Annotated in this window: 20 protein-coding genes; 13 read left to right on the top strand and 7 right to left on the bottom strand. The window is 31.2% G+C overall.

Features of this window, described 5'->3' with window-relative positions:
* Positions 1 to 189 precede the first annotated feature (189 nt).
* The 10 genes from K324_RS0110915 (at position 190) to K324_RS14870 (ending at position 7,517) form a co-directional block, all read left to right on the top strand.
* The gene (locus K324_RS0110915; protein WP_026749157.1) at positions 190 to 1,308 is read left to right on the top strand and encodes a DUF3829 domain-containing protein; all 1,119 of its coding nucleotides are present in this window, start codon (positions 190 to 192) and stop codon (positions 1,306 to 1,308) included.
* A gap of 76 nt (positions 1,309 to 1,384) precedes the next feature.
* The gene (gene purE / locus K324_RS0110910) at positions 1,385 to 1,864 is read left to right on the top strand and encodes a 5-(carboxyamino)imidazole ribonucleotide mutase (RefSeq protein ID WP_026749156.1); all 480 of its coding nucleotides are present in this window, start codon (positions 1,385 to 1,387) and stop codon (positions 1,862 to 1,864) included.
* 155 nt (positions 1,865 to 2,019) lie between these two features.
* The gene (purC, locus tag K324_RS0110905) at positions 2,020 to 2,736 is read left to right on the top strand and encodes a phosphoribosylaminoimidazolesuccinocarboxamide synthase (protein ID WP_026749155.1); all 717 of its coding nucleotides are present in this window, start codon (positions 2,020 to 2,022) and stop codon (positions 2,734 to 2,736) included.
* 146 nt (positions 2,737 to 2,882) lie between these two features.
* Positions 2,883 to 4,334 (top strand): amidophosphoribosyltransferase, encoded by a 1,452-nt coding sequence (gene purF / locus K324_RS0110900; RefSeq protein WP_036095637.1) that lies wholly within the window; start codon positions 2,883 to 2,885, stop codon positions 4,332 to 4,334.
* A gap of 9 nt (positions 4,335 to 4,343) precedes the next feature.
* On the top strand, positions 4,344 to 4,631 hold the full coding sequence (locus K324_RS0110895) for a YciI family protein (RefSeq protein ID WP_026749153.1): 288 nt from the start codon (positions 4,344 to 4,346) through the stop codon (positions 4,629 to 4,631).
* A gap of 21 nt (positions 4,632 to 4,652) precedes the next feature.
* Complete coding sequence (purM, locus tag K324_RS0110890) at positions 4,653 to 5,651, top strand: phosphoribosylformylglycinamidine cyclo-ligase (protein WP_026749152.1); 999 nt, start codon at positions 4,653 to 4,655, stop codon at positions 5,649 to 5,651.
* Entirely contained in the window at positions 5,639 to 6,262 is a 624-nt protein-coding gene (gene purN, locus K324_RS0110885) for a phosphoribosylglycinamide formyltransferase (protein ID WP_036095634.1), read from the top strand. The genes purM and purN overlap by 13 nt, the downstream gene beginning before the upstream one ends.
* Positions 6,263 to 6,288: 26 nt before the next feature.
* Entirely contained in the window at positions 6,289 to 6,438 is a 150-nt protein-coding gene (locus tag K324_RS16130) for a hypothetical protein (RefSeq protein WP_169720583.1), read from the top strand.
* Positions 6,439 to 6,703: 265 nt separating this feature from the next.
* Positions 6,704 to 6,838, top strand: coding sequence for a hypothetical protein (locus K324_RS16560; RefSeq protein ID WP_269473058.1), 135 nt, complete (start codon positions 6,704 to 6,706; stop codon positions 6,836 to 6,838).
* A 154-nt stretch (positions 6,839 to 6,992) separates the two neighbouring features.
* Complete coding sequence (locus K324_RS14870) at positions 6,993 to 7,517, top strand: T6SS immunity protein Tdi1 domain-containing protein (protein ID WP_345940152.1); 525 nt, start codon at positions 6,993 to 6,995, stop codon at positions 7,515 to 7,517.
* 101 nt (positions 7,518 to 7,618) lie between these two features.
* Here the strand turns inward: K324_RS14870 and malQ are convergent, their stop codons facing one another.
* The 4 genes from malQ to K324_RS0110845 form a co-directional block, all read right to left on the bottom strand.
* Positions 7,619 to 9,160 (bottom strand): 4-alpha-glucanotransferase, encoded by a 1,542-nt coding sequence (gene malQ, locus K324_RS0110860; RefSeq protein WP_084533633.1) that lies wholly within the window; start codon positions 9,158 to 9,160, stop codon positions 7,619 to 7,621.
* A gap of 178 nt (positions 9,161 to 9,338) precedes the next feature.
* The gene (locus K324_RS0110855; RefSeq protein ID WP_026749149.1) at positions 9,339 to 10,100 is read right to left on the bottom strand and encodes a YARHG domain-containing protein; all 762 of its coding nucleotides are present in this window, start codon (positions 10,098 to 10,100) and stop codon (positions 9,339 to 9,341) included.
* 11 nt (positions 10,101 to 10,111) lie between these two features.
* A complete protein-coding gene (locus tag K324_RS0110850) occupies positions 10,112 to 10,891 on the bottom strand; it encodes a hypothetical protein (protein WP_026749148.1) in 780 nt (259 codons plus the stop codon).
* A gap of 28 nt (positions 10,892 to 10,919) precedes the next feature.
* A complete protein-coding gene (locus K324_RS0110845; protein ID WP_156906994.1) occupies positions 10,920 to 11,156 on the bottom strand; it encodes a hypothetical protein in 237 nt (78 codons plus the stop codon).
* Between the two features lie 588 nt (positions 11,157 to 11,744).
* Here K324_RS0110845 and K324_RS0110840 point away from each other — a divergent pair.
* The 3 genes from K324_RS0110840 to K324_RS0110830 all read left to right on the top strand — a co-directional run bounded on the left by K324_RS0110840 (position 11,745) and on the right by K324_RS0110830 (position 15,751).
* Entirely contained in the window at positions 11,745 to 12,959 is a 1,215-nt protein-coding gene (locus K324_RS0110840) for a saccharopine dehydrogenase family protein (RefSeq protein ID WP_026749146.1), read from the top strand.
* Positions 12,960 to 13,255: 296 nt separating this feature from the next.
* On the top strand, positions 13,256 to 14,296 hold the full coding sequence (locus K324_RS0110835; protein WP_026749145.1) for a BMP family lipoprotein: 1,041 nt from the start codon (positions 13,256 to 13,258) through the stop codon (positions 14,294 to 14,296).
* Between the two features lie 150 nt (positions 14,297 to 14,446).
* The gene (locus K324_RS0110830; protein ID WP_026749144.1) at positions 14,447 to 15,751 is read left to right on the top strand and encodes a thymidine phosphorylase; all 1,305 of its coding nucleotides are present in this window, start codon (positions 14,447 to 14,449) and stop codon (positions 15,749 to 15,751) included.
* Between the two features lie 114 nt (positions 15,752 to 15,865).
* Here the strand turns inward: K324_RS0110830 and K324_RS0110825 are convergent, their stop codons facing one another.
* The 3 genes from K324_RS0110825 to K324_RS0110815 all read right to left on the bottom strand — a co-directional run bounded on the left by K324_RS0110825 (position 15,866) and on the right by K324_RS0110815 (position 20,723).
* The gene (locus tag K324_RS0110825) at positions 15,866 to 17,410 is read right to left on the bottom strand and encodes a flotillin family protein (protein WP_026749143.1); all 1,545 of its coding nucleotides are present in this window, start codon (positions 17,408 to 17,410) and stop codon (positions 15,866 to 15,868) included.
* Between the two features lie 189 nt (positions 17,411 to 17,599).
* Positions 17,600 to 20,260 (bottom strand): preprotein translocase subunit SecA, encoded by a 2,661-nt coding sequence (gene secA / locus K324_RS0110820; protein WP_026749142.1) that lies wholly within the window; start codon positions 20,258 to 20,260, stop codon positions 17,600 to 17,602.
* A 58-nt stretch (positions 20,261 to 20,318) separates the two neighbouring features.
* Positions 20,319 to 20,723 carry a hypothetical protein gene (locus K324_RS0110815; protein WP_026749141.1) on the bottom strand — a complete coding sequence of 135 codons (405 nt, stop codon included), beginning with the start codon at positions 20,721 to 20,723 and terminating at the stop codon, positions 20,319 to 20,321.
* Positions 20,724 to 21,078 lie beyond the last annotated feature (355 nt).

Raw genomic sequence — 21,078 nt, 5'->3', positions numbered from 1 at the left:
AATTATGTTATGGAGATAGAATCTTGAATTAATATTGATTCTATCTTTGCATAGTAAAACTGTTTTAAAACAGAACTCAAAGGCTATGACTATTTACTCAAACCCTAATGTCTAATTTTTAATAGTTTAATTTTAAATGGGTTCGAGTATAACTTAAATAATTTTAGTTTTTTGTAAAGGAAGTTTGGTGTGAAAAAAATAAATAAATTTCTGTTTTTAGCCATTTTGCTGTCATTAGTTTTATCAAATTGCCAAAAGAAAGAAGAAAAGTTGACGAATACTCAAAATAAAAAGGTTGAAAATGTGAGTAATCAGGATGTTCTACGTGAAATCTCACTTGATGAAATGCTGGATTTTGAACATATACCTGAGAATTGGAAGGAAGAATTCAGAGAAATTGCTGAAAATATGCCTCGTTATGGTAACAATGTTACTAAAATAATTTTGTATTTTTATGAAAAAGATTTTTTTTATGATTACAAAAAGATATTTTTAGATGATAATAATAATTTTGTAAAACCTGATGAAAAACAAATAAATGACTTTTTGAAAATGGCAGCAGAAAAAAATTTTTCAGATTTTGACAGTATAATTCAGGCAATGGAAAAAGAAAATAAAAAAGATAAATTGTTTGGTAAATTAACAGGAAATTGGATTGAATCATTAAAAATTTGGAAGTTAAAAGCAGATAACTTGGAAAATTATTATCAATCAGGAGATTATAAAAAGGACAATTTTGCAAAGGGAAAAACTTTAAATTCTGAATATTTGGAAAGTATTAAACAACGTAAGGAAAAATATAGGGAATTAAACAAAATATTTATTTTTAAATTAAAATATTTATTAAAAAAAACGGCTGTTTTTTATGCAGATCAGCAATATGGAAATAATACACCAATAAGTGATTTGTTTAAAGAAAGTTTATTAATTGATATATTTTATTATAAATTGTACGATTGGAATGAAATTTATAATGCAGAAGAAACATTTGAAGTTCCAGTTGAAGAAAAAGATAGGGAAAAATATTTACAAGATTTGAAAAAAATTCAATCAGAAATAAAAAAAATATCAGATACGATGGAAAATAAGGAGTATGAATTTATAAACTCCAAAACAATAATAGACAGGGAAATCTATCTTTTGGCTAAAAAAGAAAATAAATCAAATTTAGAATTAATTAATCAAATAATGTCTGATATGGAAAATAAGAAATATACAGATATAAATGCAATTGGAATACTTCTTATGAAAAGAAACCAGGAAATAGAACAAGTTATAAGAAAACAACTTGCAAGAAGCAGATACTGATTCAAATAAAAAGAAAGCTGATTTTTATATAGATAAGTAAAAATAAATAAAGAAGGAATGAAGGGAGATTTAGAAAATGAAAGTAGCAGTATTTTTTGGAAGTCAGTCGGATACTGAAAAAATGAGAGGTGCAGCAAATTGCCTGAAGGAATTTGGAATTGGGTACGAGGCCTATGTCCTGTCGGCTCACAGAGTTCCTGAAAAATTGGAGGAAGTCCTTGCAGATGTGGAAAAGAGAGGGGTTGAAGTGATTATCGCTGGAGCTGGGCTTGCGGCACATTTACCGGGAGTTATTGCTTCAAAGACTATTCTTCCAGTTGTAGGAGTGCCTTTGAATGGGGCAATTGGAGGGCTTGATGCTCTTTATTCAATTGTTCAGATGCCAAAGTCTATTCCTGTGGCAACAGTTGGAATTGATAATTCGTATAATGCTGGGATGCTGGCTGTGCAGATTTTGGCAGTAAAATATCCTGAAATTAAGGAAAAACTTGTTAATTTTAGAAAAGAGATGAAGGCTAAGTTTATTGCGGATAATGAGAAAAAAGTGGAATTGTAATTTTTAATATTTGTTTGAGATTTAACTCTTATTATCTATATGATTTCTTATTAAAAAATCTAGCAAGGGATTTTGTCCCCTTATTAAGATAGTGTAAAATTTAAGTTATAGAATAAATTTATTATTTAAAAATAAAAAAATGGAGGAAATAAAAAATGGAAAAAAGAGAACAAATTTACGAAGGAAAAGCAAAATCAATTTTTTCAACAGATAAAGCGGATGAAATAATTATGTATTTTAAGGATGATGCGACAGCTTTTAATGGGGTTAAAAAGGATCAATTGGAAGATAAAGGGATTTTGAATAATAGAATTTCTACGTTAATTTATGGATATTTGATAAAAAATGGTGTGAAAACTCACTGGATTGAAACATTGAATGAAAGGGAACAACTTTGTAAAAAGGTGGAAATTGTGCCTTTGGAAGTGATTATTAGAAATAGGGCGACTGGAAGTTTTGTGAAAAGATATGGAGCGGAAGAAGGGAAAATTTTTAAAAAGCCTACGTTTGAGTTGTCATATAAAAATGATGATTTAGGAGATCCATTATTGAATGATGATCATGCTTTGGCGTTGGAATTGGTGTCTGAAAAAGAATTGGCTGAAATTAAACAGCAAACTTTTTTAATAAATGATTTGTTATCAAAACTGTTTGATAAAATGAATTTAATTTTGGTGGATTACAAAATTGAGTTTGGAAGAGATAAAGAAGGAAATATCTTACTTGCAGATGAAATTAGTCCAGATTCAATGAGACTTTGGGATAAAGATACATTGAAAAAATTGGATAAGGATAGATTTAGACAGGATTTAGGAGATGTAATGGGAGCATATCGTGAAGTGCTTCGTCGTCTGGAAGAAGTTTTGAAATAAATTTTTTAGAGATTTTAAATATATATTAGCGAGGTTGTCTTGAATCCTTGTTGTCAGATAAGCAGAAGATAATTTTTTATAGTAAAAATATCAATAAAATTATAAATCTTAGAATAGTTTATAATAAAAATGGAGGAAAATTACAAATGATTAAGAGTTTGAATGAGGAATGTGGAGTATTTGGAGTTTATGGACATCCTGATGCGGCAAGACTTACTTATTACGGGCTTCACAGTCTTCAGCATAGAGGGCAGGAAGCGGCAGGAATTGTGGTAAGTGATGGAAAACGTGTAAATGGACATCGTGGGCCTGGATTAGTGTCAGAAGTATTTAATGACGATAGAATATTTAACCGTCTAGAAGGAAGCAGTGCAATAGGGCATGTGCGGTATGCAACTTCTGGAAGCAGCAGTGGACGTAATATTCAGCCATTTTTATTTCAATTTTTTGATGGAAGTATTGCTTTGGCACACAATGGAAACTTGATTAATGCAAGGACGTTAAAAAGAGAGCTAGAAGAACACGGTGCGATTTTTCATTCTTCATCTGATACGGAAGTATTGGTTCACTTGATAAGAAGAAGCAAGGAAAAGGATTTTCTGAGCCAGTTGAAAGATGCATTGCGTCAAGTAAAAGGCGGATTTTCTTTCGTAATTCAAACTCAGACAGAATTGTACGGGGCAGTAGATCCATTTGAATTCCGTCCTTTAATTCTAGGAAAAACAAAAAATGGTGCGTATATTTTGGCAAGCGAAACATGTGCATTGGAAATTGTAGGAGCAGATTTTATTAGGAATATAAGATCTGGAGAAGTAGTTATTATTGATGAAAGCGGATACAGAATAGAAAAATATACTGAAAACACTTCAACTGCCATTGCGGCAATGGAATATGTGTATTTTGCACGTCCTGATTCAGATATTTCTGGGGTAAATGTTCATAAGTCACGTAAAAGATGTGGAAGAAGATTGGCACAGGAAGCTCCAGTTGAGCATGCAGATATTATAATTGGAGTTCCCAACTCATCATTATCAGCGGCAAGTGGATATGCAGAAGAAATTGGAAAGCCTTATGAAATGGGCTTAATTAAAAATCAATATGTGGCACGTACTTTTATTCAGCCAACACAGGAATTGCGAGAGCAAGGTGTCAGAATGAAATTATCAGCTGTAAAAAGCATTGTAAAAGACAAAGTTGTAGTTATGATAGACGATTCAATAGTTCGTGGTACAACTTCAAGCCGTATTGTTCAACTGTTAAAAGAAGCAGGAGCAAAGGAGGTGCATGTCCGTATCGCCTCGCCAGAATTTAAATTCCCTATTTTTTATGGAATAGATGTTTCAAATTCATCAGAATTGATTTCGGCAAATAAAACGGTTGAAGAAATAAGAGAGTATATAGGGGCAGATTCACTTGCGTTTCTTAGCATAGACGGACTGATTGATTCAATAGGGCTTGATTTTGATGCACCGTATACGGGGCTTTGCATGGAATGTTTTAATGGAGATTATCCAGCAGGATTGGGAGATTATGAGGAAGAATTTTATGCTTCATTGACGCCAATTCAAGAAGAGGCTTTAGAGGAATTAAAGAAGTAAGGTGAAAAAATGTATATTGTAAGTTTGAATTATATAAAAGAAGTAAGTGAAGTTGAAAAACATTTAGAAGAACACATAAAATTTTTGGAAAAATATTATGAAATGGGAAAATTCATTTGTTCAGGAAGAAAAAATCCTAGAACAGGTGGTGTAATTTTGTTAAATGCAGAAAGTTTATCAGAAGTAGAAAAAATAATTTCAGAAGATCCATTTAATGTAAATAAAATTGCAGAATATGAAATTACGGAATTTTTTCCTACAAAATATAACAAAAATTTTAAAAAATTTGTAGAATAAAAGATATGATAGGAGGAGAAAATGTCAATTTCTTATAAAGATTCGGGAGTAGATAAAGAAGAAGGATATAAAAGTGTAGAAAAAATAAAAAATGGTGCAAAAAGTACGTATAATGCCAATGTTATGAACGATTTGGGAAGTTTTGGAGCATTGTACAAACTTGGAGATTATAAAAAGCCTGTGTTAGTTTCTGGAACTGATGGAGTTGGGACAAAATTAAAAGTTGCATTTGAAACAGGGATTTACAACACAGTTGGAATAGACTGTGTAGCAATGTGTATAAACGATATTTTGTGTCACGGAGCAAAGCCGTTATTTTTCCTAGATTACTTGGCTTGCGGGAAATTAGACTCAAATGTGTCAGCTGAAATAGTAAGCGGAGTTGTGGAAGGGTGCTTGCAGTCAGAAGCTGCCTTAATTGGTGGAGAAACGGCTGAAATGCCAGGATTCTACACGCCGGGAGAATACGATATTGCAGGATTTGCAGTAGGAGCAGTAGAAGAGGATCAAATTGTCAATGGCTCAGATGTCAAGGAAAATAACGTTTTAATTGCGATTCCATCGAGTGGGGCACACAGCAACGGTTTTTCACTAATCAGAAAATTATTTACTGACTTTACTGAAGTTTACAATGGGAAACCAATTGGAGAGCATTTATTGACTCCTACAAAGATTTATGTAAAACCAGTTCAGGCTGTAATGAAGGAAGTAAAAATTAACGGAATGGCTCATATCACTGGTGGAGGGCTAATTGAAAATGTTCCAAGAACAATACCTGGCGGACTTTGTGCAAATATAGAAAAATCAAAAATTCAAATTCACGAGTTATTTAAGCACCACGCATTTTCAAGAGTAAGCGAAAAGGAAATGTGGGGAACATTCAATATGGGTGTAGGATTTGTATTAATTGTGGATGCAAAAGATAAGGAAAAAGTTATCGAAATTTTAGGAAAAAATGGAGAAAATGCTTATGAAATCGGACATATTGGAAAAGGTGATGAAAAAATATGTCTAAAATAATTGAAAATTCAAAAAATGATACAGAAAATAAAAAAACAAGAATAGCAGTCTTTGTATCAGGCTCAGGCTCTAATTTACAGTCAATAATCGACAATATCGAAAATGGCAACTTAAACTGTGAAATTTCCTATGTAATAGCCGACAGGGAATGCTTTGGGCTGGAAAGAGCTGAAAAACATGGGATAAAAAGTATAATGCTCGATAAAAAGTTATTTGGAAAAAATTTATCAAATGAAATAAACGCTATTTTGGAAAACGATACAGAAAGAATAGATTACATCGTACTTGCAGGTTATCTGTCAATCTTATCAGAAAGTTTCATAAACAAATGGATTCGAAAAATCATAAATATCCATCCCTCACTTCTACCAAAATATGGCGGAAAAGGAATGTACGGAATGAAAGTTCACGAAGCTGTAATTGCAAACAAGGAAAAGGAAAGCGGATGCACAATCCATTTTGTAGACAATGGAATAGATACGGGAGAAATCATAACAAATGTGAAAGTTCCTGTTTATGAAGAGGACACGCCTGAAGTTTTGCAAAAGAGGGTGCTGGAGAAGGAGCATATTTTGTTAATTGAAGGGATTAAGAAGTTATTGGAGCAATAATGAAGTTTTGAAAAAAGGTGTGAAATATGGATTTAGAGGATTTTTTAGCAATATTAACATATTTTTTGATGATTATTGGAGGAGCAGCTGGAATAGGATTGATAGTTGTTTTTCTTAGAAAATTAGGAAAAATTGAAAGTAATGACAAATTAGAAGAAGAAAAATTAGATGATTGATTTTAGAAATTGTGCAAAAAATTATAAGATTAACAGGATTTTTTCTAATAAATTTTATTCAGAAGAAGTTAAAAGAGAAAAATAAAAAATAAATATCTATAAGTGTGTTTAAAAATTTAAAATTTATGTTGTTTTTAAAGTTTTTTGACTGTAAAAATATGATAAATTACAATAAAATCAATATTTATAATTCTCAAAAAATTATTAAAAATATATATAATAGTTTTTGTACACACTTGAATTAATTTTAAAGATAGGAGAAAATATGGATATAGAAACAGTATTGATTATAATTGTAGTGGTTGTAGGAATCGGATTGGGAATTTTTGTTGGCGGAAAATTTGGTAAAAAAGTTGGAAATAAAATGAAAGATAAAATTGAGGACAAATGGAGAAAATAAAATTTTTATAAAAATAAAAAAATATGTTTAATGGAAAATATTGGAGAGTGAAAATGGGATTTTTTGACAGATTTAAAAATAAAAAAGAAAAAACACAAAATGAAGAAGATATTTTTTCGGATTTTTTGAAAAATTATCCACCGAAGAAAATCTTATAAAACCTTCTGAGCATATTATAGACGCTGCAAGAAGTGTAAAAGTACCTGAAGAAATCATTAATTTTTGGACTTCTTATGGCTTTGGAAATTATGGAGATGGTATTATAAAAATGATTGATCCTGAAAAATATATGTCTGGATTTTATACTTGGCTTGGAAAAGAGGATTATTCAAGAATACCAATTTTTATGACAGGATTTGGAGATATATTTTACTATAGGAATTTAGGTAACGGAGAATATGATATTTCACTTTTGGATATACATTATCGTGATATTTCTGTCTGTACTTACACTTTAGAAGATTTTTTGAAAAATTATATTGTTTCAGAAAATGTGAAAAAGGAAATATTAAGAAAAGAACTTTTTGAAGAAGCTAAAAAATCCAAAGGAATTTTGAAAAAGGAAGAAATATATTTCTTTGCTCCTGCATTAATTGCTGGTGGTGCAGAAGAATTAAAATATGTTGACAAAGGAGATGCTGCTGTTCATCATGAGATATTGTTTCAATGGGGAACATAAAGTAATTATCAAATAAAAAATAGAGAGTTTTTTGAATAGCATTTTCAATTTTCCCTCTATTTTTATTTAGCCTAATTTTTCAAATTCAAAAATTTTATAAATTATCTTGAGTAAACTTTTGTTAATTTAGCAATTCTTTCAGCTAATTCATCTGTCAATACACCGTCTTTTAATCTCCATTGCCAGTTTCCACTAGCGATTCCTGGAGTATTGATTCTGGCTTCGCTTCCTAATCCTAGGAAATCTTGAATTGGAGCGATTGCCATATTTGCAACAGAACCCCATGCACCTCTTAGGGCATCCCAGTAAATTTCATCATCAGATTGTGAATGAAGATAATCTCTTGCAAATTGTCTGTCTTCCTCTTTTGCTTTTGTGAACCATCCCATTAATGTGTCATTGTCGTGAGTTCCTGTGTAGACAACACAGTTTTTTGTGTAAGTATGAGGCAAGTATTCATTTTCTTCGTTAGAATCAAATGCAAAACCTAAAATTTTCATTCCTGGGAATCCAGTTGATTCTCTTAAATCAATAACTCCCTGTGTCATAAATCCTAAATCTTCAGCAATAATTGGTAAACTTCCCAATTCTTCTTTTATTTTGTTAAATAAATCAATTCCTGGCCCTTTTACCCATTGTCCGTTTACTGCGGTGTCATCTCCAAATGGAACTGCCCAGTATTCATCAAATCCTCTGAAATGATCGATTCTTATAATATCACAAGTGGAAAGGTTGGCTCTAACTCTGTCTACCCACCATTTGTAATTTAGTTCTTTTAATTTGTTCCAGTCATATAGAGGATTTCCCCAAAGCTGTCCTGTGGCACTGAAATAATCAGGCGGAACACCAGCTACTTTAACTGGTTTTAGTTCAGGATCGAATAGGAAAATTTCTGGATTTGCCCATGCGTCAGAACTGTCTACCGCAACGAAAATCGGTATATCTCCAATTACTTTGATTCCATTGTCATTAGCATATTTTTTTACGTTGTTCCACTGATCAAAGAACAGGCATTGAATAAAGTTGTTGTATTCAATTTCATCGGCTAATTCTTCTCTATATTTATTAACGGCAGCTTCTTCCCTAACTTTAATGTCATGTGGCCATTCAGTCCAAGGAAGTCCATTGAAGTGATTTTTCAAAGAGATAAAAAGGCTGTAGTCATTTAGCCAATCGCTATTTTCAGCTTTAAAAGCATCTAATTTCCCTTTTAAATCATCATTTCCATTAGTTTTAAAGTTTTCGTATGCTTTTCTTAATAAAGGGTATTTTTGATTATAAATAGCACCATAATCAACAGATTCTTCATTTCCACCAAAATCAACATCTTTCAAATCTTCCTCAGTTAATAAATTTTGCTCGATTAACAAGTCAAAATCAATTAAATATGGGTTTCCAGCGAATGTTGAAAAGCATTGGTAAGGTGAATCCCCGTATCCAGTTGGCCCAAGCGGGAAAATTTGCCATAATTTCTGATTTGCTTTTTTTAGGAAATCCACAAATTTGTATGCTTCTTTCCCTAAACTTCCAATTCCGTATTTCCCAGGAAGTGAAGTAGGATGTAACAAAATTCCAGAACTTCTCTCAAACATTTCTATATCCTCCTTAAAATTATTAATAAAATCAAATTTTTTATTTCTCATACTAAATATACTATATTTTATGCCAAAAGTCAACATATACGTAAATGTATAATTATTAAAATTTGAAAAAAGAGTGGGAGTATTGGAAATAAAGAGTTTTTGAATAGCAATGTTAAAAAATTTTAAATAAAAAATACTCAAACAGTGATGTGATTTATTGTCTGAGTATTTCTTAAATTTAGTCAATTCCCTCATATTTCTTTAGTTTAAGTACGAATTCTTTATCATAGTCGTTTAATTGAATTTCTGATTGATCTTCAATTGTTGGTGAGTACCAAGACTTGTTTTCAAAATATGTTCTCATTTCTCCACCTTTTTTAAACGCAAACCCTCTTTCTGCAAACATCATATTTCGTAAAATTTTCAATTGATATTTACTATATTTATTAAATGCAGATTCATTTCCATTATCCATAACTTCATGCTTTAAATTATTTAAATCTTCTAAATCTAAATCATTTGTATTTTTATTTGTTGATGAAATTGAAGTAGAATTTTCAGAGGTATTTTGATTTTCGTATTCAGAAGGATTTGAAGTTGCTTGTTCTGTTGTGTCTGTTTCTTTTTTAGGTGCAGTAATAGTTCCGTCAGAATTATAACAAGCAGCTTCATTAATAATCTTTAATTGCTGTGCATATAGCATCCCTGCTATAAGTGGTATAGAATTGCCATTCGTTACTGCATCGGGTGAAGTCAGTAATGCTTCTAATAAAACATCTTTTTGAGAGCAAGTTATTTTTGGTGTTCCATCTTCATTTAGTAAATCTTGTTGATTAACTTGATCTTTATTAGTTTTTAGAAAATTTCTTAATCTGTTAGTATATTCTGATAATTCATTTTCAGACAATCCTAGAGATTTTTTTTCGTTTTGTGTTTCGGATTGAGTACCGCAACCTGTCAGTATTAATAAAACTGTAAATATAAAAAATATTGTTTTCATAAAAATCTCCCTTAAATAAATTTTATATTATATTTTTTAGACAATGTTTCTTGAATAATTGTAGCATTAATAAGATTGATTGTATCACATTTTGTTGATGTTGAAGCAAATTGCCACTGTGGTTCAAAACTTTGTCCTGCCTGTCTTATATCACCTCTACCATTAGTCACATAGGCTTTTTTTCTTGTAGTTACATTAATAGCATCTCCATATTGTAACTGTATAATTTCATCAGCTAATCCACCCCAAAACTTAGTTCTTGTGAAATTTAATTTATCATTGCTGATTTGTTCAAATAAATATGGAGAAGTAATAATTTTTTCTAAATCATTGTTGTAATGTTCAAATACATAATTTTTAAATTGTTCTTTTATAATGTTAAATACGTTAATGAAATCTTTTTCCAATAATTCGTCATCAAAAATAATTGATTCTGATAAAGTATTCAAATTATTTGAAATATTATTTAATTCATTTTCATTGTATGCTGAAAATGGTTTTTTCAAATATAAAATTTTTACTTTTTGCCCTAATTCGCCTTTAATTCCTAAAACTCTATCAAAAGAAATATTTTTCAAATCTTTTCCTTCCGAAATAACAAATCCTGTTGTATAAACAATTACTTTACTTTTTTTGGTTAATAAATAAATTCCATAAGCGAGCATTAATATACCGATAAAAGAATAAATTCCTCCTCCAAATAATGCTATTGTTCCAAATCCAACAAATGTCCAAGCACCTTTTGATTTCATTCCACTTTTTTCAAATCTAAAAATTTCTTTTTCTTGCATAATTTTTTCCTCCTAAAATTTTTATTGTTTAGTTACTCATTAAATTTAAACAATGGTTTGTTATTTTTTCAGCTTCATCGTTAAGTCTCTTGTATTCAGCTTCATCTTCTGAATCATAGGCTCTCATAATTTGTTGCCGATAACTATTTATTGTTTTGTCACAATCTTCTTCAGATGTTGGGTAAGTTATTGTATGTACTTGAGATTTAGACAAATACCGTTGATAGCGACTATATAGTAATCCAGCTCCTATTCCGACAATCAATGCTATTATTGCAATTAAAATTTTTTTAGTCATAATAATCTATTTCAAAACTTAAACTATATTTCGAAAAGTTTTGTTTTACCTCCCTTCTTCAAAAAATGTTATTGAAATTAAAAATATACAAATTATTTTTTCTAAGTGTATTCATATAATTAAAACTTGATAAATAATGAGCAAATTCTTAATTTTTACTTTTTCAACAAAGAATTTTAAGTAGATAATTATTGAGTATTTGAATTAAATATTGATGTTTTATTTATATAAAATATTAGAAAATAAATAATTATAAATTTAATGTGATATAATACTTTTATAAGTATACCACCCATTTTTTTTTTTGCTTATATAAAGGTTAATTTGAGATTAATTTTTATGATTATTGATACATTAATACCTAAAAATTTTAAATAAAATAATTTTTTTTATATTATGAAATTGTAAAAAAGTAAAAAAAAGTAATTTACAGAATAAAAATTTTACAGTATAATATGGGCAAAGAAAAACGGAGTAATATTGTTGGAAATAACTGGTTAAGAAAGTTTTGAAATAATATTTATGAGAATAAGTTTATATTGAGGAGGAAAATTAATGGGAAAAAAAGCGTTAGTAATCGGAGCTGGAGGAGTGTCAAATGTAGTCTGCCATAAATGTGCACAAAATTCAGAAGTATTTAGTTCAATTATGATAGCCAGCCGTAGAAAAGTAAAATGTGATGAAATCAGGGAAAGAATTGAAAAAAGCAAGTATGCTGGAAGAATTGAGATTCAGACTGCACAGGTTGATGCTAATAATGTGCCTGAACTGGTGGCGTTGATTAATGAATACAAGCCTGATATTGTGATAAATGTGGCTTTACCATATCAAGACTTGACAATTATGGATGCTTGTTTAGAAACTAAGACTGATTATTTGGATACAGCGAATTATGAACCTTTGGACACAGCAAAATTTGAGTACAAATGGCAATGGGCTTATAAGGAAAAATTTGAAAAGGCTGGAATTACGGCTATTTTAGGAAGTGGATTTGATCCAGGTGTTACTGGAGTATTTTCAGCATATGCACAAAAGCATTATTTTGATGAAATAAATTACATTGATATTCTTGACGCAAATGCTGGAGATCACGGTTATCCATTTGCAACAAATTTTAATCCTGAAATTAATATTAGGGAAGTTACGGCTAATGGAAGTTACTGGGAAGACGGAAAATGGGTAGAAACAGAGCCAATGGAAATTAAAAGAGTGTATAATTTTCCGCAAATTGGAGAAAAGGATATGTACTTGCTGCACCACGAAGAACTGGAATCGCTTGCATTAAATATTAAAGGGATTAAAAGAATTAGATTCTTTATGACTTTTGGGCAAAGTTACCTTACTCATTTAAAAGTGCTTGAAAATGTTGGAATGACTTCGATTGAGCCAATAGAATTTGAAGGAAAGCAAATTGTGCCGTTGCAATTTTTGACAGCGGTGTTACCTGATCCAGCTTCACTTGGGCCTAGAACAAAAGGCAAGACAAATATCGGAAATATTTTCAGAGGTAAAAAAGATGGTGTAGAAAAAACTTATTATGTGTATAATGTGTGCGATCATCAGGAATGTTACAAGGAAGTCAGCTCACAGGCGATTTCCTACACAACAGGAGTACCCGCAATGATTGGAGCTGCAATGGTACTTACTGGAGAATGGAAAAAACCGGGAGTATTCAATGTGGAGGAAATGAATCCAGATCCATTTATGGATGCACTGAATAAATTTGGACTTCCTTGGGTTGAGGACTTTAATCCAACATTGGTTGATTAGTTGAAAAATATAGTGAGATGACTTTGAAATTGTACTTAACAAAGCGGTGATTATCCTATTAAATTTGAATGATTTACTTTGATTTAATTTGACATTAGAGTTAGTAATAAAAAACTAAATTTTAATAAAATAATTTTTTGAAAATCAGACTATTGAATTATATGAGATTTTATGTTTTTTGGTAGTTTGATTTTTTATAAAAAAATTTTAAAAAATTTATAAAGAGAGTATTTTAAAATTTTAAAAAATAGGGTATAATTAACTATAGAAAAATATAAAATTTTTAGGAGGAAAAAATGAAAAAGATTTTAACAATTTTTAGTGTAATTTTTGCACTGATGTTAGTTGTAGCTTGTGGAAATAAACCAGCTACTGGTGAACAAGTGAAAGATGGTAAAACATCTGCGGATTCGACAAATTCCAAAAAAGCTGTTGCAGTAGTGTATTCTACTGGAGGAAAAGGTGACAAATCATTTAATGATGCAACTTTCAGAGGACTGGAAAGAGCTCAGAAGGAATTAGGGATTTCTTTCAAAGAGTATGAGCCAAAAGATCCATCGACAGAAGCAAAAAACGCTTTGACACAATTTGCAGAATCTGGAGAATTTGAATTAATTATCGCAGTTGGATATAGCATGAAAGATTCGTTAGTTGCAGTAGCTCAGGCTTTTCCTGATCAAAAATTCGCAATAATTGATGAAACTGTAGATGGTTTACCAAATGTTGCTTCTATTTTGTTTAAGGAACACGAGGGATCATTCTTAGTAGGAGCATTGGCCGGAATGATGGACAAAACAGGAACTGTCGGATTTGTTGGTGCAAATGAATCTGAACTAATTAACAGATTCTATGCAGGGTATGCACAAGGTGCAAGATATGTAAAACCTGATATCAAAGTTATATCTGTTTATATTGGAGGAAGTAATTCATTCAACGATCAGGCATCAGCTAAAGCTAAAACTGAAACACTGATTCAACAAGGTGCAGACGTTATTTATCATGCCGCTGGAGCAAGTGGACTGGGAGTTTTCCAAGCAGTTAAAGAAAAAAATGTTTACGGAATTGGAGTAGATTCTAATCAAGATAATCTATACCCAGGAATAATTTTAACATCTATGATGAAATATGTTGATAATGCGGTATTTGACATTGTAAAATCTACTGCGGATGGAAAATTTGAAGCAAAATTACAAACTTTTGGAATTAAGGAAAATGGAGTAGGAACTACTGACTTTGAATTTACAAAAGATAAAATTGGTGAAGAAAACATCAAACGTCTTGAACAAATTAAACAAGATATCAAAGATGGTAAAATTCAAGTGAAATCGGCATTATAACTGCAAGTATTTTTCAAAGTTCAAAATGTAAAATTTTATTTAACTCAGTGCAAAAAATAATTGGTTGTTTGAGAATGGGAATTGACTGATTCCGTTCTTTTGCAACCTTTTTGTCTTTTTATTTTTAAAATTTTTAGGAGATGATCTTTTATGAGAATAGTTGATATAATTCAAAAAAAACGTGATAATGAAAAACTTTCTGACAAGGAACTGGAATTTTTATTAAACGAATATCTGGCTGGAAATGTGCCTGATTATCAAATGTCGGCATTTCTTATGGCTGTTTATTTTAATGATATGACACAGGAGGAATTGCTGAAATTTACAATGCTGATGAGGGATTCTGGTGATGTTATAAAATTTGATGAAATAAATAGATTTTTGGTGGATAAACATAGTACCGGTGGAGTTGGGGACAAGGTTACAGCTGTACTTTCTCCAATTTTGTCTGCACTTGGAATGGGAAATGTGAAGTTGTCAGGAAAAGGGCTTGGACATACTGGAGGAACGATTGATAAATTTGAGTCAATTAAAGGATTCAAATTTTCGACTACAAAAGAGGAACTTATAAAAATAGCAAATAAAACGGGAATAGGACTTATGGGTTACAGTGACAACATCGTTCCTCTTGACAAAAAGCTGTATTCTTTACGTGATGTAACAGCGACTGTGCCAAGTATTCCATTAATTGCAAGCAGTATTATGAGCAAGAAGCTGGCAATTCATTCAGATGTTATAATTCTTGATGTAAAAGTTGGGGATGGGGCCTTTATGAAAGATTTGGGACAAGCTAAGAAATTGGCAGAAAGAATGATTGAAATTGGGAAAGGTGCTGGCAAAAAAGTCAAGGTTGTGCTTAGCAATATGGATGAACCGCTTGGACATTCAATAGGGAATGCAAATGAAATTATTGAAGCAATTGAGTTTTTGAAAGGAAACTGTGTGGATGACTTGAAGGAAGTTGTTTATACAATTGTAAGCCTTGCCTTGAAAGAAAAAGGGGAAGTAAGGGACTTTAATGAAGCTAAGAGTAAAATTGATGAAGTGATAAATAATGGAAGTGCATTAAAAATTTTGGGTGAATTTATTGAGGCGAGCGGCGGAAATAAAGAGCTTGTCAATAATTATGACTTGTTGCCAAAAGCAAAATCTGTAATGGAAGTTTTTTCTGAAAATGATGGATATGTAAAAAAAATAAAAACAGAAGAAATTGGAAAAGCTGCAATGATTATAGGTGCTGGACGTGCGAAAAAAGAAGATGAGGTTGATCACGCAGTTGGAATAAATATTTTTAGAAAAGTTGGAGAAAAAGTAGGAAAAAATGAAAAAATAGCTGAAATTTACTATAATAATGATAAAAATGTACAAGAATCTAGAAATATGATTTTGGACGCATTTGTATTGACAAAAGAAGAAGTTGAGAAGCCAAAGGCGATTTTAGAGATAATAGAATAAAATTATGAACTGCACCCAAAATTTTGAATACAAACAAGATTGAAGGTGCAGTTTATCATTTATTGACTCATTTTAAAAACAGTCTATTATTTTGTTCATTAAAATTTTTTCTTTTTATTTATTTTTTTTAGCAACAACATCATTCTTAGTTTCAGAATCTAATCTTTCCTTATCAGAAATTATTTTTCCTCCGAGCATTCCAGCCAGTACAGATTTTAAGTCAATTCCTGTTGAATCTGTGATTCCATCATTAATTTGAGCGATTGACTTTGTAATATCTCCGACTAATTTGGAAGTATTTCCATCACCGTACATCGTGATTTTATCAATGTTATTAAGTGGAGCTGCAACATTTTTAGAGATTTCTGGCAGTGCCTTGAAGTACATTTCCATAATTGCGGCATTTCCGTATTTTTTCATTGCGTCAGCTTTTTTGTCTATTCCTTCAGCTTCTGCCAATGCTTTTGCTTTTATCGCTTCAGCTTCTGCAAGTCCTATTTCACGTTTACTTTGGGCTTCTGCCAATGCTTTTAGTTTAATGCTTTCTGCTTCTGCCTGAGCTTTTAATTTTATACTTTCAGAATCAGCCTGAGCTTTGATTTTTAGGGCTTCCCCTTCCTGTTGTGCCATTATTTTCAGTGCTTCAGCTTCTTTTGTCTTTTGATAAAGGATTGCTTCGGCTTCCCTTTGCTCTTCAATCAGTTTACTTTCAGCCTGTTTTGTTTTTCTGTAAAGTTCTGCATCTGATTTTATTTGATTGTCTACCTTGATTTCAGCTTCCAGTTTTGCCTGATTAGTTTTTATTGCCTGTGTTTCACGAGTGAAATTACTTTCTCCCTGAACTTCTTCCAGTTCTTTTCTTTTTCTTTCAGTTTCAAGCTGATAAGTCATATCCGCAGAGGCTTTTTTCGTATCTGATTCAATTTTTAAGTCAGCTTTTTTAATTTCTAATTTATTGGTTTTTTCAGCAATTTCTTCTGCCACTTTTAATTCAATATCTTTAGCTTCCTTATCTGCATTAGCTTTTGCAATGGCGATTTCCTTTTCAGCCTGAGCTTTGGCGATACTTGCGTCTTTTGAGATTTTCGATATGTTTTCAATTCCCAAGTTGTCAATCACGCCTTTTTCATCCATAAATGACTGCACAGCGAACGAAACTACCACAAGCCCCATTTCACGCAAGTCTGGCGATACATTTTCCTGAACTTTCACATTAAATTCTTTTCTGTTCTGAACCATATCCTTCAAGTTCATCTGTCCAATAATTTCACGTAAATTCCCTTCCAACACTTCCTTTACAGACTCTCCAATATATTCACTTTTTTTATTCAAAAAGTTTTTAGAGGCAATATTCAAAATTTCTGGCTCCTGTGCAATTTGTAATTTTACAATCGCATCAGCCTTTATATTAATAAAATCATTTGTCGGCACAAATACCGAAGTGTTGACATCCACTGAAAACAGTGATAAATCCAAATAATCTACTCTTTCAAAATATCTCAAATAAAAAGCCAGTTTCCCAGTTACAACTCTTCTTTTAAATCCACTAATAAATGCTGCTCTATCCATCGGCACACGAATAAATCCAACAAGTGAAAGTATAAAAATAATAATCAAAACAATCAATATTGGAACAAAATTATTTGATAAAAATCCCATATTTATCAACTCCTTATTTTAGTTTTTTATTTTTTGAGCCTATTTAAAAATTGTGTTCAAAATGAAAGAAAGGGCATGAAAAATCATACCCCCATAAAATAAATTAATCTAAAAAACAATTTTTACCTAAATTTATAAAAATATGAATATTTTTTTATTTAAAACAGTAAGTTTTTTAATTTTTCAGAATTAAACATTTCTTCTTTCACGTTCTCTTCTTTCTCTTCTTGAAAGTGGACGGTGTGGCTCATTTGGTGTTCTAGCTGAAACATCATCACCCATCATTTCATTTTCTTCGTGTTCATATCTTACATTTGAAACTTCCTCATGTGTTAGGTTATTTGTATCTTCTTCACCACGTACTCTTAATTTTAAGATAAATGAACTTGTTTCACGTTTTATTGCGTCAATCATTTCATTGTAAATATCATAACCTACAATCTTATAATCGTGGATAGGATTTCTTTGCCCATAAGAACGTAATCTTATCCCTTCACGCAGTTCCGTCAAATCTTTCAGGTGTTGTCGCCATTTGGAATCCAAAACTTCCAGCATAATATATCTTTCAATTCTTCTGAATATTTCTTCTCCAATAGCTTCTTCCTTTTCATCATAAATTCTTACCAAGTCATCGTAAACTTTGTTTGAAATTTCATCTGCACTCGCATTTTGTAATTCTTCTGAAATTTCATATTCAAATGTTTCGTGAAGTTTATCCGACAATAGATTAAAGTCTTTTTCTCCATTACCTTCACCAACGTAGGCAGAATTTACAATGTCATCCACTGTATCTGAAATCATATTTATAATTAATTCTTTTAAATTCTCGTTTTTAAGGATGGCATCCCTTTGCTCATAAACGACTTCCCTTTGAGTATTATTTACATCATCATATTCAATTAGACTTTTTCTTGACGAAAAGTTTCGGCTTTCAATACGTTTTTGTGCATTTTCAACAGATTTACTGATTTGTTTGTGACGGATTTCTTCATCTTCGTCAATTTTTAGCATTTTCATCATGCTTTTCAGTCTATCTCCACCAAATAATCTCATCAAGTCATCATCAAGCGACAAATAAAACTCTGATGTTCCTGGATCCCCTTGACGTCCCGCACGTCCTCTTAACTGGTTATCAATACGTCTACTTTCATGTCTTTCTGTTCCTAAAATAAACAATCCACCAGCTGCAAGCACCTTTTTCTTATCTTCTTCACATTCTTTCACATATGCACTGTGAACATCTTCATACTCAGGCGTACCTTTTACCGCAACCTTTGTAGCAAACGACTCTGCATCTCCCCCAAGTTTAATATCTGTTCCACGTCCTGCCATATTTGTTGCAATTGTTACTGTTTTGAAACGCCCTGCTTGTGCTATAATTTCTGCTTCTCTTTCATGATGTTTTGCATTCAATATTTCATGTGGTATTTTAGCTTTTTTCAATAATGCAGATACTTCTTCTGAATGTTGGATTGAAGCTGTACCGACAAGGACAGGCTGCCCTTTATGATAAAGTTCTTCGATTTTTCTTGCAATTGCTTTATATTTAGCCTTTTTATTCATATAAATGACATCTGGCAAGTCAACTCTGGCAACAGGTTTGTTTGTAGGCACTACAATAACTTTCAGGCTGTAAATTTGTTTAAATTCGTCTTCTTCTGTTTTTGCAGTTCCCGTCATTCCTGACAATTTTTCATACATTCTGAAATAATTTTGCAGTGTAATTGTTGCAAGAGTCTGATTTTCTCCAGCAACTTCCAATTTTTCCTTTGCCTCAATTGCCTGATGTAATCCGTCTGAATAACGTCTTCCTTCCATAAGACGCCCAGTAAATTCATCGACTATGATAACTTCATTATCATCATTAATAATATAATCCCTATCCAGTTTGAACAATTCCTTAGCTTTTAATGCCTGTGTCAAAAAGTGTGTAAGTTCCACATATTCAGGCGAGTACAAATTATCGATCTTTAACATTCTTTCAACGTTCTTGATACCCTTATCAGTAATTGTAACAGTATGAGATTTTTCATCAACTTCATAATCTTCCCAGTCTTCATCAGGAATTACAGTATTTTTCTTATCCTTAATTTCCTCAGTCTTATAACTTCTTTTCAGTCTTTTTGCAACTTCTGAAAAAGTGTTGTACCATTCTGTAGTTTCTTCAGCAGCTCCTGAAATGATAAGTGGTGTTCTTGCTTCATCAATTAGAATCGAATCAACCTCATCGACAATAACATAATTATGTCCACGTTGCACCTTCTCGTCAAGTTCCCCAACCATATTATCTCTCAAATAGTCAAATCCGAATTCATTATTTGTTCCATAAGTAATATCACAGTTATAAGCGGTTTTTCTCTGATCAGGTGTAATATTTCCAACAACAACTCCAGAAGTAAGTCCCAAAAATTCAAAAAGTCCTGCCATAATATCCCTATCCCGTTTTGCAAGATAGTCATTAACTGTTACAACGTGTACTCCTTTACCTGGCAATGCATTTAAATAAATTGGAAGTGTCGCCATCAGAGTTTTACCTTCCCCTGTCTTCATTTCCGCAATGCAGCCTTTGTGAAGAATCATTCCACCGATAAGCTGAACATCATAGTGCCGCATTCCCATCAGTCTTTTTGAGGCTTCCCTGACTGTTGCAAATGCCTCAACCAATATATCATCAAGTGTTTCCTTTTGCAATCTTTCTTTAAATTCAACTGTTTTATGACTTAGCTGTTCATCTGTCATTTTTTCAAAAAGCGGTTCAACTTCATTGATTTTATCAACCAATTTTTGCATTTTTTTGATTTCTCTCTCGTCTGATGTACCAAATATTTTTTCTCCTATTTTTTTTAACATTTTTTTTTCCTTTCGTATATTAAATTTTTAAAGTTATAGGTTATAAAATATTTGATTCCTATTCTCTTGTCCGTAAATTATTTTCATCTTTTTTCATTAAAAAAGCACTGATATTTCCAATATTTTTTGGAATTTTATCAGAATTTTTATAAAAGACAGTATTTTGATTTTTTTCAAATAATAAAAAAAGGCTATTTTTCTGTTTTCCTTTTTCCTTTTCCTTACGTTTCCCAATTTTTTTCAGTTCCTGTGTCAATCGTCTGTTATTTACGCTTTCAATCTGATTAATTTTCACAATCAAATCCCGAATATCCTCATGGCTCAAATTATTCTCATCCACAAAAACACTTAATTTACGGCTAAAACTAGGTGTCCCCAAAAGGCTCGAATAAGTCATCATAAAGAGAATACAAGTCATAACAAGCATTACGCTTTTCCTTTTATCTATAACTATTTTTCTCACTCCTAAAATTTCAATATTTTATTTTATTAAAACTTACTTATTATACCATTTATTATGTTTTTTGTCTATTATAAAAAAAGATGCCGACAGAGTAAAAAAAATTAGAGGCAATTCATTAAATATCATAATAAAACTTTTTTGATCACTTTTTTGAATCATCTTACTTTGTGATATTTCCTTCAGAGCAGACATTCTCCGCTTCTTAAATATGGAATATTTGTGTTATTAAAATATATAACTAAATATATCTTCAAACACTTTAAATACAAAATGTTCTATTAAAATCACTCCCATTGATTCTGCTATTTTTTGAGCCAAAATATTTACAATACAAATTGTGCTATTAAAATTGTTG

Origin of the sequence: Leptotrichia trevisanii DSM 22070, from assembly GCF_000482505.1 — a bacterium.
Lineage (GTDB): Bacteria > Fusobacteriota > Fusobacteriia > Fusobacteriales > Leptotrichiaceae > Leptotrichia > Leptotrichia trevisanii.
Note: the sequence above shows the minus strand (reverse complement) of the source record. Positions and strands in the feature narration are given on the sequence as shown.

Excerpts from the sequence above, each read along its gene's own strand:
- purM (WP_026749152.1), top strand. The coding sequence starts at position 4,653 with ATGTCAATTTCTTATAAAGATTCGGGAGTAGATAAAGAAGAAGGATAT.
- malQ (WP_084533633.1), bottom strand. The coding sequence starts at position 9,160 with ATGAGAAATAAAAAATTTGATTTTATTAATAATTTTAAGGAGGATATA.
- purE (WP_026749156.1), top strand. The coding sequence starts at position 1,385 with ATGAAAGTAGCAGTATTTTTTGGAAGTCAGTCGGATACTGAAAAAATG.
- K324_RS0110825 (WP_026749143.1), bottom strand. The coding sequence starts at position 17,410 with ATGGGATTTTTATCAAATAATTTTGTTCCAATATTGATTGTTTTGATT.
- K324_RS0110895 (WP_026749153.1), top strand. The coding sequence starts at position 4,344 with ATGTATATTGTAAGTTTGAATTATATAAAAGAAGTAAGTGAAGTTGAA.
- K324_RS0110840 (WP_026749146.1), top strand. The coding sequence starts at position 11,745 with ATGGGAAAAAAAGCGTTAGTAATCGGAGCTGGAGGAGTGTCAAATGTA.
- K324_RS0110850 (WP_026749148.1), bottom strand. The coding sequence starts at position 10,891 with ATGCAAGAAAAAGAAATTTTTAGATTTGAAAAAAGTGGAATGAAATCA.
- K324_RS16560 (WP_269473058.1), top strand. The coding sequence starts at position 6,704 with ATGGATATAGAAACAGTATTGATTATAATTGTAGTGGTTGTAGGAATC.
- K324_RS0110835 (WP_026749145.1), top strand. The coding sequence starts at position 13,256 with ATGAAAAAGATTTTAACAATTTTTAGTGTAATTTTTGCACTGATGTTA.
- purN (WP_036095634.1), top strand. The coding sequence starts at position 5,639 with ATGTCTAAAATAATTGAAAATTCAAAAAATGATACAGAAAATAAAAAA.
- secA (WP_026749142.1), bottom strand. The coding sequence starts at position 20,260 with ATGTTAAAAAAAATAGGAGAAAAAATATTTGGTACATCAGACGAGAGA.
- K324_RS0110830 (WP_026749144.1), top strand. The coding sequence starts at position 14,447 with ATGAGAATAGTTGATATAATTCAAAAAAAACGTGATAATGAAAAACTT.
- purF (WP_036095637.1), top strand. The coding sequence starts at position 2,883 with ATGATTAAGAGTTTGAATGAGGAATGTGGAGTATTTGGAGTTTATGGA.
- purC (WP_026749155.1), top strand. The coding sequence starts at position 2,020 with ATGGAAAAAAGAGAACAAATTTACGAAGGAAAAGCAAAATCAATTTTT.
- K324_RS16130 (WP_169720583.1), top strand. The coding sequence starts at position 6,289 with ATGGATTTAGAGGATTTTTTAGCAATATTAACATATTTTTTGATGATT.
- K324_RS0110855 (WP_026749149.1), bottom strand. The coding sequence starts at position 10,100 with ATGAAAACAATATTTTTTATATTTACAGTTTTATTAATACTGACAGGT.